This is a genomic window from Novosphingobium aquae (assembly GCF_037572715.1).
GTDB classification, from domain to species: Bacteria; Pseudomonadota; Alphaproteobacteria; order Sphingomonadales; family Sphingomonadaceae; genus Novosphingobium; species Novosphingobium aquae.
On sequence record NZ_JBBHJY010000001.1, the window covers coordinates 613061 to 630406 of the forward strand.

The following is a 17346-nucleotide window of genomic DNA, read 5'->3' on the forward strand; positions in this document are numbered from 1 at the left end:
CGCGGGGGGCAGGGGAACACATGAACTCGGTTTTCGACGAACTCCGCTCTGCGGTCTACAGCGTCTGGCATCGCCGGTGGGTGGTGCTGGCCGTCGCCTGGGCCGTCTGCATGCTGGGCTGGCTTGTCGTGGCGATGATCCCGAACAGCTATGAATCGCGAGCCCGCATTTTCGTCCACCTCGAAGACCCGCTGGCCGAACAGATCGGCGTTGGCGTCAACGATCGCAAGCGCGACATTGAACGCGTTCGCCAGACGCTGACCGGCGCGGTGAACCTGGAAAAGGTCGTCCGCTCCACCCGTCTTGGCGACGGCGTCACTACGCCCAAGCAGATGGAATCGGTGATCCAGTCACTGTCTAAGAAGATCAAGGTCGAAAGCGAGCAGGACAACCTGTTCAAGATCAGCGCCGTCGCGAGCGATGGATCTCTGTCCGATGCCGAAACCGCCAAGCTGGCGCAGGACATCGTCCAGAAACTGATCGATATCTTCCGCGAGGAAAATCTCGTTGGCGGCAATGGCGCCATGGGCTCCAATCTCGAATTCCTCGACCAGCAGCTCGCCTCGCGCCAGAAGGCGCTGGAAGAAGCCGAAAAGAAGCGCACCGAATTCGAAGCGCGCTTCCCTGAACTTGCACAGGGCGGTTCGTCGGTCTTGCAGCGCATGGAGGCCAGCCGGTCTGAACTGCGCGGTCTCGATGCCGACCTCGCAGCCGCGCAGAGTGCGCTGGCTGCGATCAACGGCCAGCTTGCCGGCACGCCGCAGACCTTGCAGGGCATTGGCCAGTCGGGCGGCGCCCGGGGCGCGCTCGCTGAGGCGCAGGGCCAATTGGCCGGAATGCGCGCGCGCGGCCTGACCGACAACCATCCGGACGTCATCACGCTCAAGAACCAGATCGCCTCGCTCCGTTCCGCCGCTGCCAATGAAGGCGGCCCGGTGGGCCAGCCGAACCCGGCCTATTCTTCGCTGGTGTCGATCCGTGCCGAACGCCAGGCCAATGTTCAGGCGCTGCAATCGCGCCGCGCTTCGGTGCAGACCGAGATGTCGCAGGTCATAGCCAAGCAGATCCAGAATCCCGAAGTGGCCGCCGAGGCCCAGCGCATCAGCCGCGATTATGAGCAGCTCAAGACGCAGTATGACAAGCTGTTCGCCGACCGCGAGGCGCTGCGCCTGCGTGGCCAGGTGGAAACCGAACAGGGCACCGCCAAGTTCCAGATCATCGATCCGCCGACCACGCCGCGCGGCCCTGCGGCACCCAATCGCCCGCTGCTGCTGTTTGGCGTGCTGATCATGGGCATTGGTGCCGGCATCGGCGCGGCTTTCGCGGTTGGCCAGTTGCGCTCGACGTTTGCGACCACGGCCAAGCTGGAGCGCTCGCTTGGACTGCCAGTGCTTGGCGCGATCAGCCAGACGCTGAACGAAGCCGGACGTGCGCTGCGCCGCAAGCGGATGAAGCAGTTTTATGCGGGCTGCGTCGCCCTGCTCGGCGTCTTCGTCCTGCTGCTGGTGTCAGAGATGATCCAGGTCGGCATGGTGGCGTGAGGGTGAAACGATGACCGAACAGACCAAGATCCCCCTTCCGTCAGATGCCGTGCAGCCGCGCCGCAAGTCGTCACTCGAACGCGCAAGCGAAGGCCTCGACCTCGCTTCGCTGGGCGGCATGCCGATCCCGGCAGAGCTGATCCCGCCGCGCCGGCAACTGCGCAAGGTCCGGCGGATGGACGAACAGCCGCTGGAAGCTGCGCCCGTCGCGCCCGAGCCTGCGCCGAGTCGCCTTGAGCGGATCGAGGATGCGCCGGCCGCGCCTAGTGCCGCTCCGGCTCAGGCCCCAATTCCGGCCGCTCCCGCCGCACCGGCGATCGCTGTCGAACCGGTCACGTTCAACGGACCGCGCCACAAGATCGATCGCGCGCTGCTGCGCCAGCAAGGCATGATCCAGCCCGAAGGCGGGGTTTCCGGTCTGCTTGAAGAATTCCGCATTATCAAACGGCAGCTGCTGCTGCAGGCCAAGGAACTGGCGCGCGGCGGTATGGGCTATGCGGCCCAGCGCATCCTCATCTGCTCTCCGCTTCCGGGCGAGGGCAAGACCTACACGTCGGTCAACCTTGCCCTGTCGATCGCGGCAGAGAAGGAAAGCGAAGTCGTGCTGGTCGATGCCGATTTCGCCAAGCCATCCGTGCTTTCAACGCTCGGTCTGCCCGGCGGCAAGGGGCTCATGGATGCCTTGACCGATCCTTCGATCGACGTTGCGGATTGCGTGATTGGCACCGATGTCAGCGGCCTCTACGTGCTTCCGGCAGGGTCGATGACCAACAGTGATACCGAGCAATTGGCGTCGTCGCACACCGCGCAGGTGCTCGACCGGCTGGTGCAGGGCGCGCCGAACCGCATCGTCATTTTCGATTCCCCCCCGGCGCTGGCGGCTTCGCCTGCTGCCGAACTTGCCAAGTATGCCGGTCAGGCCGTTGTGGTCGCCCGGTGCGACAAGACCGGGCAGGGCGCCCTGGAAGACGCGATCTCGCTGCTTTCGGCCTGCCCGAATATCCAGCTGCTGCTCAACGGGGTGCATTTCAGCCCGAGCGGCCGCCGTTTTGGTTCCTATTATGGATACAGGGGGTAGTGCGATGAACACGCGCACCAGCAAACTCGTACTCGCATCACTTGGCATGGCGCTGGCCCTGCCGCTTCATGCCCATGCCCAGACCATGTCCTACGACGGGTCGAGCAAGGTCGGCAGCAGCGACGATGATGGCGATGATGCCAAGTCGAGCGATTCGCGCGGAAAGCGCGGCCGTTCGGGCAAGAAGGTGTCGATCACGCCGTATATCGAGGCATCGCAAGTCGCCACGGCCGAGCTTTCGCCCGGCAGCGACTTCCTTACCTATTCGGCGATTGCCGCCGGCCTTGATGCCAGCATCGAAGGCCGCAACACCAAGGGCGCCGCCTCGGTCCGCTATGAGCGCCGCTTCGGTTACGGCAAGGCCGCTGATGGTGACACGATCAGCGGCATCGCCCGCGTCGGTGTGGCAGTCGTGCCTAATGCACTGAACCTTGAAGCCGGTGCCATGGCGGCGCGCTCCAAAGTGGAAGCGAACGGTTCGATCACCCCGGGCGGTCGTTTTGTCGGCGGCGGTTCGACGCAGGTCTGGTCGGTCTATGGCGGCCCGACGATCAAGTCGCGCGCCGGCGATGTTGCCATCGATGGCGGCTACCGCATTGGCTATACCAAGGTCGGCACGGACAGCTCGATCGCCACTGCTGTCGGCGGACCGGCGGTCGACGTGTTCGATCATTCGACCTCGCACAACGCTGAGTTGCATGCCGGTGTCAGCCCCGGTGCCATGCTGCCGGTCGGCATCGGTGCCGGCGCAGGCTATTATCAGGAAGACATCTCCAACCTCGATCAGCGGGTGAAGGACCTGCACGCCCGGGTCGACGTGACCCTGCCGGTTTCGCGCGATCTCGCGCTGGTTGGCGGCGTCGGTTACGAGGACGTCGAGATCTCCGCGCGCGATGTTCAGCGCGATGCGCTTGGCGCGCCGATCCGCGGATCGAACGGCCGCTACGTTACCGACAAGTCCAGCCCGCGCGTGCTTGCCTATGACACCAGCGGCTTCATCTGGGATGCCGGCGTGATGTGGCGCCCGTCCAAGCGCACCGCGCTCGAAGCCCATGTCGGCAAGCGGTACGGCACGACAAGCTATTACGGCACCTTCGCCTATGCGCCCAATCGCCGCATGAGCCTGAACATCGCCGTCTATGACAACATCGCGGGCTTCGGCGGCCAGTTGAACAAGGCGCTGGCAAATCTGCCGACGAACTTCCAGGCCAACCGCAATCCGCTGACGGGCGATCTCAATACCTGTCTTGCCAGTCTCGAAGGCGGCAATTGCCTCGGCAATGCGCTCGGTTCGGTGCGCTCGTCGACCTTCCGTTCGCGCGGTGTCGCGGCGAGCCTTGGCTATGACCTTGGCAACCTGCAGACCGGTGTCGGCCTTGGCTATGACCGCCGCAAATTTATCGCCGCTCCGGGAACGATCCTCGCTTCCGCCAACGGCCTGGTGGACGAGAACTACTGGATGTCGGCCTATCTCAATGGCCGCATCGATGCGAACTCGCGCTTTGCCACAAACGTCTATGCGACCTGGTTCAACTCGGGTTTCGTGACGGCCGAAGATGGCACCACGCTGGGTGCCAGCGCCGCCTATTTCCGCAATATCACCGATCACCTGACGGCAAATCTCGCCGTCGGTGTCGATGGACTGAACCGCGAAACCCTGCCCGACCTGTGGAGCGCCTCGGCGCTGGTCGGCGTCCGGTATTCGTTCTGAGCCTGCTAGGGGAAGCTGACCATGTTTGATGATTTCTATGGCCTGAAGGGCAAGCCGTTCCAGCTGACGCCCGATGCATCGTTCTATTTCGAGAGCGGAACCCACCGCAAGGCACTGTCGTACCTGTCCTACGGTCTGGCCCAGGGCGAAGGCTTCGTGGTCATTACTGGTGAAGTCGGGGCAGGCAAGTCCACCTTGGTCGCGCACCTTATGGCGACGATCGACCCCGCGCGGCTGACCGCAGCGCAGGTCGTCACCTCGTCGCTGGATGGCGAAGAGATCATCCACGTCATCGCGCAGGCTTTCGGCCTGATGATCGAAGGCCATGACAAGGCCGCCGCGCTTGGCGCAATCGAGGGCTTCCTTCACGAAGAAGCGCGCGCTGGACGCCGCTGCCTGCTGGTGGTCGACGAGGTGCAGAACCTGTCGATCAGCGCGCTTGAAGAGCTGCGCATGTTGTCCAACTTCCAGCTTGGCGCGCATCCCCTGCTGCAGACGCTTCTGCTCGGCCAGCCTGAATTCCGCGACCTGATCCAGCTTTCGCCGCAGCTGGAACAACTGCGCCAGCGCGTGATCGCGGCGCATCACCTTGATGCGATGCAGCCGGCGGAAGTTCAGCCCTATGTCGAACACCGCCTGTCGTGCGTCGGCTGGCAGGGCAACCCCAGCTTCGACCAGCGCGTCTTTGCGGAGCTTTACGAAGCCTCGGGCGGCGTGCCGCGCCGGATAAACCAGATCTTCAACCGTCTCATGTTGCTCGGCGCTGTCGAGGAACGCACGCGCATTGATGCCGCGATGCTGCAGCAGGTGCTGGCAGAGTTGGCCGACGATACGGCGCTGCCGCTCTCGACCCGCCGGCCCCGGCCCGAGCCGGTTCGCGCGCCGGGGAACCTGCCGCGTCCATCTGCGCAGGTCGATGCTTCGCCGGCCTATCAGGCCGTGGCCGCTGCCGAAGCGGCGCCCAGCAATGCCGATTTTGAGGCCGCTCTGGCTGCTCGCGACGCGCAGATTTCCGAATTGCAGCAGGCTGTGCTCGAACTCGCCAATGGCAATGAACATCCCGCGCCTGTGGTGAGCGTAGACAACGGTGCTGTCGATGCGCTCAATCAGCGGATCGAGGAACTGGAAGCGCGGCTTGTCGAACAGGAACAGACTGTTCGCCACACGCTTGCCATGCTGGTCGAATGGCTTGAGGCCGACGAACAGATTGCAGCCTGATCGGGCGAAGAGGGGTCGCGCTCTTGGATCGCCAACCGATCATCAATGGCCTGTCGGTCGACGTCGAGGAATGGTTCCAGGTCGGCGCCTTTGAACGCACCATCGCGCGTTCGGAGTGGGACGGTCATGCCAGCCGGGTCGAGCGCAATTGCGACCTGATTCTCGGTCTGTTTGACGATGCCGGCGTGAAGGCGACGTTCTTCACGCTGGGCTGGGTGGCAGAGCGTCATCCCGCCATGATGCGGCGCATTGCCGATGCCGGTCACGAAATCGCCAGCCACGGGTGGGATCACGCCCGGGTCTTCACGCTGGGGGCCGAGGCTTTCGCCGCAGACCTGAAGCGCGCCCGCGAGGCGATTGAACAGGCAAGTGGTCAGGCCGCCACCGGCTACCGCGCACCGAGTTTCTCGATCGACCAGCGCACACCCTGGGCCTTCGAGGTGCTCGCCGAGCAGGGCTACACCTATTCCTCAAGCGTCGCGCCGATCGCGCACGATCACTACGGCTGGCGCGCCGCGCCGCGCTTTGCCTTCCAGCCGATGACGGACTCGGACCTGATCGAGGTTCCGGTGACAACGGCAGAATTTGCCGGCCGGCGCCTTGCCGCAGGTGGCGGGGGATTCTTCCGCGTGCTGCCTTACGCTTTTTCACGCTGGGCGATCCGTCAGGTGAATGAACGAGACCGCCGGCCCGCGGTATTCTATTTCCATCCGTGGGAGGTCGATCCCGACCAGCCGCGCATGAAAAATGCGCCGTTCAAGTCGCAGTTCAGGCATTACACCAACCTCGACGTCATGGCCGCGAAGCTGCGCCAATTGCTCGGCGACTTCGTCTGGGGCCGGATGGACGCGCTGGTGGCGGGCGAAGCTTCGCGCGCTGCTCCGCTCAGGCTCGCGGCATGAACGCGCCGTTTCGTCCGGAAGCAATAACGCTGCGCCTGATAGATCCCGCCGACGCGGGCGAGGCTGCGCGCCTCGAAGGCTTCCTTGCTGACCGTCCCGGCGCAACCCCGTTCCACCGCCCAGCGTGGCTTTGCGCCGTCGCGGCAGGAACTGGAAACCGTGCGCTCGGCCTGATTGGCGAGCGGGGCGGGGCCGTCTGCGCCTGGCTGCCGCTTAATGAAATCCATTCACCGATATTTGGCCGGATGCTGGCATCGAGCGGCTTTGCCGTTGGCGGCGGGCTGCTGACCGCCGGCTGCGATGGCGACGCTTTGCTGGCCGAGGCCGAGCGCCAGGCGCTCATGCGCTCGTGCCCGTCGATCGAACTGCGCGGCGGCGACCTGCCGCAAGATCGCGCCGGTTGGGTCATCAAAACCGAATCGCATTGCGGCTTCGCGCGTCCACTCGCCGCCGATGATGAAGCTGAACTGCTTGCCATTCCGCGCAAACAGCGCGCCGAAGTCCGCAAAGGCCTTGAGAAGAATCTGCGGGTCGAGATCGGCACGTCAACCAAGGATCGCGCTGTACATTACGCCGTCTACGCGGAATCAGTGCGCAACCTTGGCACGCCGGTTTTTCCGCGCGCTCTGTTCGACGCCGTCCTCGACCGGTTCGGTGACGCTGCCGACATCCTGACGATCTATGAAGGCGAACGCCCTGTCGCGTCGGTCCTCTCGCTCTATCATCGCGGCGCAGTTATGCCCTATTGGGGCGGCGGCACGTGGGACGCGCGGCGCTTGCGCGCCAATGACCGGATGTATTTCGAGCTAATGCTCCACGCCCGCCGCCGGGGTTGCTCCTCGTTCGATTTCGGCCGGTCGAAGACGGGCAGCGGTGCCTATCACTTCAAGCGCAACTGGGGCTTTGAGCCCGAGCCGCTATCCTATGCCGCCTGGACTGCGCCCGGCCAGCCGGTGCGCGATGCCGATCCGACGAGCGCCAAGCACGCCATGCAGATCGCCGTCTGGCAGCGTCTGCCCCTCGCGGTTGCCAACCGGTTGGGGCCGCTGATCGCCAAGGGCCTGGGCTGATGGGAGAGATCCTGTTCCTGGCCCATCGCATCCCGTTCCCGCCGGACCGGGGCGACAAGATCCGCTCGCACCATGTGCTGAAAGCTTTGGCGCAACTCGGCCCCGTCCATGTTGCAACTTTCGCTGATGACGAGAACGATGTCGAAGCCCAGCGCGATCTCGAAGCTCTGGCACGAACCAGCATTGTCTCCCAGCGTACGAAACCGATGTGGCGCGCCGGGGCAGAGGCCGTTCTTCGGGGCCAGCCGGTCAGCCTGACCGCTTTCCACGATGCCGCAATCGAGCAGTTTGTTGAACGCACGCTCCGCTCGCGCGACATTTCGGCGATCTACGTCTTCTCCGGCCAGATGGGCCAATATGTCCCTGCCAACTGGCGGGGAAAGCTGGTGATCGATTTCGTTGACGTCGATTCGGCCAAGTTCGAGGCTTATGCCAAGTCCGGCAACCCGGCGATGCGGCTGATTAACGCGCGCGAGGGCAGGGTGCTCAAGGCCGAAGAACGCCGTCTTGCCGCCCGCGCCGACACCAGCCTGCTGGTATCGCATGAGGAGGCCGCACTGTTTGCCAGTCGGCTTACAGTTCCGGCGCGGGTCGAGGCGCTCGAGAACGGTATCGATTCGGCGACTTTCGACCCATTTTCAACGCTGCCGGACCCGGTCTTTGCGGGCCTGCCCGGGCACAAGATCGTGTTCACAGGGCAGATGGACTACGCGCCCAACGTGGCTGCCGTCCTGCGAGCTGCACGAAGCCTGATGCCGCGAATTCGCTCGGTTATTCCCGGCGTGCAGCTTCACATCATCGGCCGCTATCCTACCGCGCATGTCAAGGCGCTCGACGGCGTCGACGGTTGCCGGGTCTGGGGCAGGGTGGATTCCATGCCCGCCTATTTGCGCGCGGCGGACCTTGCGCTCGTCCCGCTCGAAATTGCGCGCGGGGTGCAGAACAAGGTGCTTGAAGCGATGGCCATGGCCGTGCCGGTCGTCGCTTCAGAGGGCGCCGCGACCGGCATCGGCGCGCAGCACGGGCGCGAGATCATGATTGGCGAGGACGACGACGCACTTGTCCGCCACAGTATCGCACTGCTGCGCGACCGTCAGCGTGCGAAGACCATGGGGCTGGCAGCGCGGCGCTATCTGCAGGACCGGCGTTCGTGGCAAGCCGTCTTGGCACCGCTCCCCGAACTCATCGGGATGACCGGGCAGGGCGAGAGCCATGCCGCGTGAAACGCCGGCCATCGGCTTTCCCCGCACCTATATCGACCGAGTCCCGGCCCAGTGGCGCGAACCGGCGGCGGGACTGGCTGTCGGCTGGCTGCTGCTGATCGCCTGCTTCGCGCGCGATTGGGCGGCGATGTTCGACCAGTGGTGGAACATTTCGACCTACACCCACGTGCTGCTCGTCCCGCCGATTATCGGCTGGCTGGTTTGGCAACGCTGGCCGCAACTGCGCGAGATGACGCCAATAGGCTGGCGGATCGGCCTTTGGCTGTTCGCCGGTGCCGCGATCCTTTGGGTGCTGGGGGCCTTTTCGGGCTTCAACCTGATCCGACAGGCTGCCGCCGTCGCCATGCTGGGAGCGAGCGCGCTGGCTATCCTTGGACCTAAGGTTGGCCGGGCGCTTATGTTCCCGCTGGCCTACATGGCATTTCTCGTGCCCTTCGGTGACGAGCTGGTCCCGGCATTGCAGATGATCACCGCTGAAATGGTGATCCTGCTGACCCGCTTGTCCGCTATTCCCGCCGTGATTGATGGCGTCTTCATCGATACCTCCGCCGGCCTGTTCGAAGTAGCAGAGGCTTGTTCGGGGGTGAAATTCCTCATCGCCATGATCGCTTTCGGCGTGCTGGCGGCGCATGTCTGTTTCCTCAGCTGGAAACGGCGCATTGCCTTTCTTGTTCTGGCGATTGCCGCGCCGATCCTGGCCAACGGGGTGCGTGCCTGGGCGACGATCTACGTCGCGCAATTCAAGGGCGCCGAATATGCCACCGGCTTTGATCACATCGTCTACGGGTGGTTCTTCTTCGCGCTAGTGATCGCGCTGGTCATCGTGCTGGGCTGGCACTTCTTCGACCGTCCGCCCGGCGCACCGATGATTGATGGCGAGGCTATCCTTGCCTCGCCGCTGCTGGATCGCTGGTCGCGGCGTTCGGTCGGCATCCGCCCGGCGCTGGTCATCATGGGTTTGGCCGTACTTGGCGCGACGAGCTGGGCGATGGCGGCAGAGCGGCTGTCCGCGCGTCTGCCCGAACAACTGTTCCTGCCTGACGTCGCCGGATGGCAGCGCGCCGACTATATACCGCAGGCCCCTTGGGAGCCGCGCGCTTCGGGCGCGGAACACCGCCTGCTGGGCCGCTATGTCAACGCGCAGGGTGAAACGGTGGACGTGTTCTACGCGCTCTATTCGGGCCAGTCCGAAGGGCGCGAAGCCGGCGGCTTTGGCGAGGGCGCGCTGATGCCGCAGTCCGAATGGTCGTGGCTTTCGCCGGGGCCGGAGCTTGGTGCTTCAAAGGCAGACCGACTGCTGGCACGCGGCCAGATCGAGCGGGTCGCCTTCACATGGTACCGCAGCGGCGGAACGCTTACCGGCAGCAATGCCCGCCTGAAACTGGCCAACACGCTGGACCGCCTGCTGTTGCGATCGCGGCCCACTGCCGTGCTCATCCTGTCTTCGGAAAAGACGGGAACCCTGAAGCCCGAAGCCAGCGTCGCGCGCTTCCAATCCGCCATCGGCCCTGTCGATGTGTGGATGGACCGCGTCGGCGCGATCCGGTAGGCGCGCGGCATATGTGCGGAATTGCAGGAATTTTCCATCTCGAAACCCCCAAGCCGGTCGATCCGGCGCGGGTGGAAAAGATGTGCGACGCGATCGCGCACCGCGGGCCCGATGGCTCCGCAGTCTGGACCGCGCCCGGCGTCGGGCTTGGGCACCGGCGCCTGTCGATCATCGATCTTGCCGGCTCGCCGCAGCCAATGGCCTCGACCGATGGCCGCGCGATGCTGGTGTTCAACGGCGAGATCTACAATTACCGCGAACTGCGCGCTGAACTGGCCACTTATGGCGCCATGTTCCATACCGATGGCGATAGCGAGGTCATCCTTGCCGCCTGGCAGAAATGGGGGCCGGACTGCCTGCCCCGGCTGAACGGCATGTTCGCGTTTGCCATCTATGACCTGCCCAGCCGCCAGCTTTTCCTTGCGCGTGACCGGTTCGGCGTAAAGCCGCTGTTCCACGCCTCGCTCAGCGACGGGAGCGTGATATTCGGGTCTGAACTAAAGGCGCTGCTCGCCCATCCGCTGCTGCGGCGCGAGGTCGATCCGCTGGCGATTGAGGATTACCTCGCCTGGGGGTACGTCCCGGACACCCGCTCGATCATCAAGGGTGTGCGCAAGCTGCCGGCGGCGCATTCGCTGCTGCTGGCGCACGGCAAGCCAATGCCGGAGCCGAAGCGCTGGTGGGACATCTCCTTTGCCGATCGGCACAAGGGCAAGGAAGCCGATCTCGAAGCGGAATTGCTGCATCTGCTGGGACAGGCAGTGACATCGCGGATGGCCGCCGACGTGCCTCTCGGCGCGTTCCTTTCCGGCGGGGTCGACAGTTCCAGCGTGGTCGCGCTGATGGCGCAAAGCAGCAATCAGCCGGTCAAGACCTGCTCGATCGGCTTCGACACCAAGGGGCTAGATGAAAGCGACTATGCCGCTCAGGTTGCAAAGCGCTTCGCCACCGATCACCGCGCCCGCAAGGTATCGCCTGACGACTTCGAGGAGATCGACACGCTCGTCGCCATGTTCGATGAACCCTTTGCCGATGCTTCGGCCCTGCCGACCTGGCGGGTGTGCCAGTTGGCTCGAGAGTCGGTGACGGTGGCGTTGTCGGGTGACGGTGCGGATGAAGCGCTGGGCGGATATCGCCGGCACCGGTTCCAGTTGAATGAGGACCGATTGCGCGGTTTGCTGCCGCAAGGCATCCGCTCGCCCTTGTTCGGATCGCTTGCGGCGGTATGGCCAAAGGCGGACTGGGCACCGCGTCCACTCCGGGCGAAATCCACATTTGAATCGCTCGCCTCGTCGAGCGAGGCAGCTTACGCCAAGTCGCTCTGCGTGATGGCGCCGGGCCTGCGCGATGGCCTGTACAGCCCGGATTACCTTGCCCTGCGCGGGGATTACCGCGCCGAGCAGCCGATGATCGAGTTGATGCGCGGGGCGCCGGCCCGTTCGGGGCTGGACAAGGCCCAGTACGCCGATTTGGCGTTCTGGTTACCCGGCGATATCCTGACCAAGGTTGACCGGGCCAGCATGTCGGTGGGGCTCGAGGCGCGCGAACCCTTGCTCGATCACCGCCTCGTCGAATTCGCGGCGCGCCTGCCTGATCGGATGCGTATTCGCGGCATGGACGGCAAATGGCTGATGAAGAAAGCCATGTCGCGGCATTTGCCCGATGACATCCTTTACCGGCCCAAGCAGGGCTTTGTCACGCCAATCGCCGAGTGGTTCCGCGGGCCGCTGGCCGGTGAGGCCCGAGGCATCGCCAAGGGCGCAGCGCTGGCCCGCACCGGGTGGATGGTGCCGGAACGAGTCGCTCAGATGGCCGAAGCGCATATCGGTGGGCGAAGTGACCATTCGCGCGCCCTTTGGCAGCTGCTGATGCTTGAAAAATCGCTCACCCGGCTCGGACTCGCCTGACAAGTGAATGGAGTTCCACCGGAATCCCGGCGGGGACAATGGTAAGCAGATTTTAAACCAATTTTCCTACAGTCCTGTTGTTATGGATCCAAACTGAGCAGGAAATGCGGGCGTTTCTCAAAAAACCCCTTGTGATTGCGGCACTTGTCGCATGCCTGTTCGGGCTGCTGAAGCTTGGCCAGCCGATCGATCATGCGTACTGGAATGCGCGTTTTCGCCTCGAAAGGGTTGAGGCTCCGCAATCGATCATTCTGGTCACGACCCCTCGAGGGTCGCGCTACACCGAATTGTCGGACGTAGCCTTGGCCAATCTGATCGATCAGGTGGTCGCACAGGCCCCCAAGGCGATCTATTTCGATCAGCCGATCAATTTCGGAGCGGAGAGCGAGACCGCGAAGAAGATCCGGGCGCTCGGGTCGAAGATCACCGTCGTGACCCGGCCTGCCAGTGTCGAGCGGTTTGATCCGGAAGCTGTCCAGATCCCCGACCGCAGCGTCATCGGTGATGCGCGGGTCGCTTATTCCGGCTGGTTCGTAAATTTCCTGAGCTACGCTCAAGGCTCGCCCAATGCCGTCGAGGCGGGCGGAAAGGTCTATCCCTCACTAGCGGTCGATCTCGCCGGCGGCGAGGCATCACCCAGCGCCTACTTCATTCCCAATTTTGCGGTCGATCCGGAATCGATCCGCATCGTTTCGGCGCGCCAATTGTCGTCCGGCGAGATCGCAACGGGCCTGTTGACCGGCCGGTCAGTCATCATATCGGCAGATCGCACAGCGGCGGACTCGCAGATCGGGTACTTCGGCCATGGCCGTGTCAATCCCGTGGCCATGGACATTGCCGGTGCCGTCAGTGTCAGCGCCGCGCGCAGCAACAATATCGGCGACTTGCCGATGCTCTTTGTCTTTGTGCTGGGTGCAATCGCAATTGCGCGGATCGGCCACACGCACTTCCGCCGGTCGGCCTATGCGGTCCTGGCGATCGGGGTCTTCGCTTCCCCTGCCATACTGCAAAGCTTCGGCTTCTATTCGCCCCCGTCCACTGGGGTCATTGCCTTGTCGGTCTTTGGTGCCCTGACGCTGTGGAGCAAATGGCGCCGCCGCGTGTTGCAGACCAGCGCCTCGGGTCTCCCGAACTTCGTCGCGCTCAGCGATGCGAAATTGCCGCCCAACCACGATATCGTGGTTGCCGTGATCGGCCGGTACGAGGAATTCCTCGCAACTCTACCGGCCAGCCTCCATGCCGAATGCGCCGCGCAGGTTGCCCGCCGCTTTGCTGTGGGCAGCGGAATAGAGCAGATCTATCACGGCGAGAACGGCCATTTCGCGTGGTTCGAGCATTCCTGTCCGCTAGACCAACAGACCGAACATTTTGAAGGCATGCGCGCCTTGTTTGCCGCGCCGCTTCTGGTTGGCGGCCACATGTTCGATACGAACGTGCACTTCGGACTTGATCGCAATTACCACCTCGACGCCGTCACCCGGCTGAATACTGCACTGGCCAGCGCCAATGAAGCGCTCAAGGCCGGGCGGACGATCGAGCAGTTTGAGGCATCGCGGCTTGCCGATGCGCCATGGGAGCTGTCGCTGCTCGCCCGGATCGACGAGGGCATGAAGAACGGCGACATCTGGCTCGCCTACCAACCGCAGTGGGACTATCGCGGCGCGCGTGTCTGCGGTGCCGAGGCTCTGGTGCGCTGGAACGACCCGGTGCGTGGTCCGATCCGGCCGGATGCCTTCATCGTCCAGGCCGAAAAGGCCGGGCGCATCGATGCACTGACCTATTGGGTGTTCGAGGAAGCCATCACCGCTGCCCAGGCCATGGCCGGCATCCTCCCGGGCTTCCAGATGAGCATCAACCTGTCAGCCCAGCTGGTCGACAAGCCATCGCTGCTGTCATCGATCTCGGAAATCGTCCGCCGCCGCGGCATCGATTGCCGCGAGTTCACGATCGAGGTGACCGAAACCGCTGCGGTCTATAATCGCCCCGCTGCCGTTCAGAACCTGCAGCAACTGCGCGCCATGGGCTTCCGTTTGGCTATCGACGATTTCGGCACCGGCGAATCCAGCCTGCTCTATCTGGCCGAACTGCCGAGCGACGAATTGAAGATCGACCAGCACTTCGTATCGCGAATTCTGACCGGTGAACGCGAGCGCGAAATCGTCAAAAGCACGATCTCTCTGGCTCATGCGCTGAAGCAAAGCGTTGTCGCTGAGGGCATCGAGGATCAGGCGACATTCGAGCTGCTGTCACGCATGGGCTGCGACACCGGACAAGGATTCTTCATCGGCCGGCCGGAAGGCTTCGAGCAGTTCCGCCAGAGCTGCCTGGCGATGCGATTAAGCAAGGTAGGAAGTTAACTACTTGTTAACCGAATAAATTAGGCGTAGATGACGGGTGTCCAATTTTTTGGAGACTCGCAATGGACTTTGGTTGGTCGATCTGGAAGTGGCTCTTCCAGTAAAAGCTAAATCTCTGAATTGAAACGGATTCCTAGAATCCCGGACATCAGGGGTCGATAAGAGATTGGCTTGGCGAATCACCAGAGGGTGAGGAGTTAGGGCAGTTAACCGAACGGAATGTGTTAAGCATTTCCGATCATTCAGCACCCCGGCCCTAGGCTGGGGTGTTTGTACGTCTGGCTATGGAGATTTTCGTCAATCCGGGAGGAGCGCGAATCCGGCAGGGGCATGTAACCGATCAGGCCGTGAAGCGGTGCAGTGCCGCAGACCTACCGGGTCTGCAGCACTGGTTTCCGGGTCCTTGCGCGCCAATGGGACTAGCGCGCCGCTGGATTAGCGCGCGTCGACCATCACAATTTCGGTATCGTCGAGGGCTTCGACAATGATCGTCGTCTCTCCGGTCACGGCGATCCCGTCGCGAGGTTCAGCAGGCAATCCGTTGACCTTGACCCGGCCGACCGGTGCCACGAGATACTGGTGGCGCGCCGGATCAGCAGAATAGGTGATCGTGGAGCCTGCCGCCAGTGTTGCCGCCATGACGCGCGCATCGGCGCGGATCGGAAGCGCATCGTCACCTTCAGGATCGCCGCTGGCGAGAATCTCCCACTTTCCCGATCGCTCTCCGCGCGGAAATTCGCGCTGGCCCCAATGGGGTTCGCCGCCGCGCTCGTCAGGTATGATCCAGATCTGGAACAACGTCGTGGCTTCGTCCTCGAGATTGTATTCGGCATGGACGACCCCGCTGCCTGCACTCATCACCTGAACGTCGCCGGCGCCGGTGCGGCCTTCATTGCCCATCGAATCACGGTGCGTGATCGCGCCGGAGCGGACGAAGGTGACGATTTCCATGTTGTTGTGCGGGTGCGGGTCAAAGCCCTTCTTCGCCGCGATAGTATCGTCGTTCCAGACGCGGACCGCGCCCCAACTCATGCGGGCGGGTTCGTGATAATTCGCGAAGCTGAAGTGATGGCGTGCATTGAGCCAGCCGTGGTCGGCAGCCCCAAGGCTGGCGAAAGGACGAATATCGATCATTGGATTATCCACCTCGGCGGGGTGTGACCGCCGGAATAACCGCCATATGGGGCGGGACGACGGAGTTTCAAGTCAGTCTTCGCCGTGGCCCAATGCAAGGTATTCGGCGCTCTGCATTTCCATCAGGCGGCTGATCGTGCGGTCAAATTCGAAGCGACCATCGCCGGCTTCGTACAGGTCTTCAGGGTCTGCTGCCGCTGTTGCCAGCAGCTTGACCTTATGCTCGTACAGCGCGTCGATCAGCGTGACGAAACGTGCGGCCTCGTTGCGGTTTTCCGGCCCCATTTTCGGGATGCCGACTAGGATGACCGTGTGAAACTTCTGGGCGATAGCCAGGTAGTCCGGCGCGCCGCGCGCCTCGGCGCAGAGCTTCTTGAAGCTGAATACGGCGACGCCCTTGAGTGTTTTGGGCACGGTCAACTTGCGCCCGCCACCGACATCGAGTTCCTCCGAGGGGACGTGCAGGTAGTCCTCAGGCGAGTAGTCGGTCAGCCGGAAGAACGCTTCGCGTACCTGCGCCGTCGCCGCTTCACCAAGCGGCACGTGCCAGGTGGGCATGCCGCCAAGCCGTTCGAGCCGGTAATCTACCGGGCCGTTAAGTGCCAACACGTCAAGTTCGCGTTCAATTAGCGAGATGAAGGGCAAGAAGTGCTCGCGGTTCAGCCCGTCTTTGTAAAGCTGTGACGGCGCGCGGTTGGAGGTCGTCACTACAGTCACGCCTTCGTCGCGGATCAGCGCGGTGAACAGCCGGCTCATGATCATGGCATCGGCGCTGTTGTTCACCACCATTTCGTCAAAGGCGAGGCAGCGGATGTGTTGGCCTAGAGCCTTGGCGACCGGCGGGATCGGATCGCCCGCTTCCTTCTTGCGCTCTTCGCGGAGCAGGGCATGAACTTCCATCATGAAGGCGTGGAAGTGGACGCGGCGCTTGCGGCGGATGTTCAGGTTTTCATGGAACAGGTCCATCAGCATGGACTTGCCGCGTCCGACGCCGCCCCACAGGTATATGCCTTTCGGGGCAGGGGGCTTGCGGGTGAACAGTTTGCCGAGCATCCCGCGCGGGGCGGCGGTCGACTCTAGCTCTCGCTGCAAATTAGCCAGCCGTTCGGCCGCTGCCGCCTGTTCGGCATCGGGGCGCAGTTCGCCCGATGCCACCAGCGCTTCGTATCGTTGAATTAGGCCTGTCATGGACGCCGTGTAGGCTTGCGGCCGATCGATGAAAAGCTGGCGACGAGATCGTCATCCTGCACAAGCTTGCCGCGCAGGAATATCAGGCGCCCCGTTTCCCGCAGAACTTCGACGACCAGATCCAGTGGCCGCTTGCCATCGCCCGGGCTGATGAACTGGCACTGCAGGTCGACCGATACCGCGCCCGCCGGCTCGATACCGCACAGGACGTAGGCCCCGGTAAACATCCCGACATCGACAAGTCCGAGCACGATGCCGCCATGGATGCGGCCGGCCGAGTTGACGTGGTGCGGCTGAATCGGCAACCGGACTCGGCAGGTATCACCTTCGCGGCGGCACAGGAAATTGCCGAGGACTGCCCGGTTATAAGCGCTCTCCGGGCCGAGTTCATAGACCAGCCATCCCGGATTGGCCGGGTCGGGTTCGCAGCGCATATGAACGGGCTGGGCGGCGTCAGTCATGGCTTAG

13 protein-coding genes are annotated in these 17346 nt (G+C 63.5%); 10 read left to right on the forward strand and 3 right to left on the reverse strand.

Annotated elements, in window-relative coordinates; all coding sequences use genetic code 11:
• The first annotated feature begins 20 nt into the window (after positions 1-20).
• The 10 genes from WG900_RS03125 (at position 21) to WG900_RS03170 (ending at position 14556) form a co-directional block, all read left to right on the forward strand.
• Positions 21-1541 carry an XrtA system polysaccharide chain length determinant gene (locus tag WG900_RS03125; protein WP_339964592.1) on the forward strand — a complete coding sequence of 507 codons (1521 nt, stop codon included), beginning with the start codon at positions 21-23 and terminating at the stop codon, positions 1539-1541.
• Between the two features lie 10 nt (positions 1542-1551).
• The gene (locus WG900_RS03130; protein WP_339964593.1) at positions 1552-2619 is read left to right on the forward strand and encodes an AAA family ATPase; all 1068 of its coding nucleotides are present in this window, start codon (positions 1552-1554) and stop codon (positions 2617-2619) included.
• Between the two features lie 4 nt (positions 2620-2623).
• On the forward strand, positions 2624-4330 hold the full coding sequence (locus tag WG900_RS03135) for a TonB-dependent receptor (RefSeq protein WP_339964594.1): 1707 nt from the start codon (positions 2624-2626) through the stop codon (positions 4328-4330).
• Between the two features lie 21 nt (positions 4331-4351).
• Entirely contained in the window at positions 4352-5548 is a 1197-nt protein-coding gene (locus WG900_RS03140) for an XrtA/PEP-CTERM system-associated ATPase (protein WP_339964595.1), read from the forward strand.
• 38 nt (positions 5549-5586) lie between these two features.
• Complete coding sequence (locus WG900_RS03145; protein WP_417596903.1) at positions 5587-6450, forward strand: XrtA system polysaccharide deacetylase; 864 nt, start codon at positions 5587-5589, stop codon at positions 6448-6450.
• Positions 6447-7520 carry a FemAB family XrtA/PEP-CTERM system-associated protein gene (locus WG900_RS03150; protein WP_339964597.1) on the forward strand — a complete coding sequence of 358 codons (1074 nt, stop codon included), beginning with the start codon at positions 6447-6449 and terminating at the stop codon, positions 7518-7520. Before WG900_RS03145 ends, WG900_RS03150 begins: the two co-directional genes overlap by 4 nt.
• Entirely contained in the window at positions 7520-8743 is a 1224-nt protein-coding gene (locus WG900_RS03155; RefSeq protein ID WP_339964598.1) for a TIGR03087 family PEP-CTERM/XrtA system glycosyltransferase, read from the forward strand. Before WG900_RS03150 ends, WG900_RS03155 begins: the two co-directional genes overlap by 1 nt.
• Positions 8733-10292 carry an exosortase A gene (gene xrtA / locus WG900_RS03160; protein WP_339964599.1) on the forward strand — a complete coding sequence of 520 codons (1560 nt, stop codon included), beginning with the start codon at positions 8733-8735 and terminating at the stop codon, positions 10290-10292. The genes WG900_RS03155 and xrtA overlap by 11 nt, the downstream gene beginning before the upstream one ends.
• Before the next feature lie 11 nt (positions 10293-10303).
• A complete protein-coding gene (locus WG900_RS03165) occupies positions 10304-12199 on the forward strand; it encodes an XrtA/PEP-CTERM system amidotransferase (protein ID WP_339964600.1) in 1896 nt (631 codons plus the stop codon).
• Positions 12200-12330: 131 nt separating this feature from the next.
• Entirely contained in the window at positions 12331-14556 is a 2226-nt protein-coding gene (locus WG900_RS03170) for an EAL domain-containing protein (RefSeq protein WP_339964601.1), read from the forward strand.
• 435 nt (positions 14557-14991) lie between these two features.
• On the opposite strand, the gene WG900_RS03175 is transcribed toward WG900_RS03170, so the two are convergent.
• The 3 genes from WG900_RS03175 to WG900_RS03185 form a co-directional block, all read right to left on the reverse strand.
• The gene (locus WG900_RS03175; RefSeq protein WP_339964602.1) at positions 14992-15690 is read right to left on the reverse strand and encodes a pirin family protein; all 699 of its coding nucleotides are present in this window, start codon (positions 15688-15690) and stop codon (positions 14992-14994) included.
• A gap of 72 nt (positions 15691-15762) precedes the next feature.
• Positions 15763-16878 (reverse strand): cell division protein ZapE, encoded by a 1116-nt coding sequence (zapE, locus tag WG900_RS03180; protein WP_339964603.1) that lies wholly within the window; start codon positions 16876-16878, stop codon positions 15763-15765.
• Complete coding sequence (locus WG900_RS03185; protein ID WP_339964604.1) at positions 16875-17339, reverse strand: PaaI family thioesterase; 465 nt, start codon at positions 17337-17339, stop codon at positions 16875-16877. The genes zapE and WG900_RS03185 overlap by 4 nt, the downstream gene beginning before the upstream one ends.
• Positions 17340-17346: the final 7 nt, after the last annotated feature.

What these genes read in the sequence shown, in the direction of transcription:
- WG900_RS03125 (WP_339964592.1), top strand. Translation starts at nt 21, where the DNA reads ATGAACTCGGTTTTCGACGAACTCCGCTCTGCGGTCTACAGCGTCTGG.
- WG900_RS03155 (WP_339964598.1), top strand. Translation starts at nt 7,520, where the DNA reads ATGGGAGAGATCCTGTTCCTGGCCCATCGCATCCCGTTCCCGCCGGAC.
- WG900_RS03175 (WP_339964602.1), bottom strand. Translation starts at nt 15,690, where the DNA reads ATGATCGATATTCGTCCTTTCGCCAGCCTTGGGGCTGCCGACCACGGC.
- xrtA (WP_339964599.1), top strand. Translation starts at nt 8,733, where the DNA reads ATGCCGCGTGAAACGCCGGCCATCGGCTTTCCCCGCACCTATATCGAC.
- zapE (WP_339964603.1), bottom strand. Translation starts at nt 16,878, where the DNA reads ATGACAGGCCTAATTCAACGATACGAAGCGCTGGTGGCATCGGGCGAA.
- WG900_RS03130 (WP_339964593.1), top strand. Translation starts at nt 1,552, where the DNA reads ATGACCGAACAGACCAAGATCCCCCTTCCGTCAGATGCCGTGCAGCCG.
- WG900_RS03165 (WP_339964600.1), top strand. Translation starts at nt 10,304, where the DNA reads ATGTGCGGAATTGCAGGAATTTTCCATCTCGAAACCCCCAAGCCGGTC.
- WG900_RS03150 (WP_339964597.1), top strand. Translation starts at nt 6,447, where the DNA reads ATGAACGCGCCGTTTCGTCCGGAAGCAATAACGCTGCGCCTGATAGAT.
- WG900_RS03185 (WP_339964604.1), bottom strand. Translation starts at nt 17,339, where the DNA reads ATGACTGACGCCGCCCAGCCCGTTCATATGCGCTGCGAACCCGACCCG.
- WG900_RS03140 (WP_339964595.1), top strand. Translation starts at nt 4,352, where the DNA reads ATGTTTGATGATTTCTATGGCCTGAAGGGCAAGCCGTTCCAGCTGACG.
- WG900_RS03135 (WP_339964594.1), top strand. Translation starts at nt 2,624, where the DNA reads ATGAACACGCGCACCAGCAAACTCGTACTCGCATCACTTGGCATGGCG.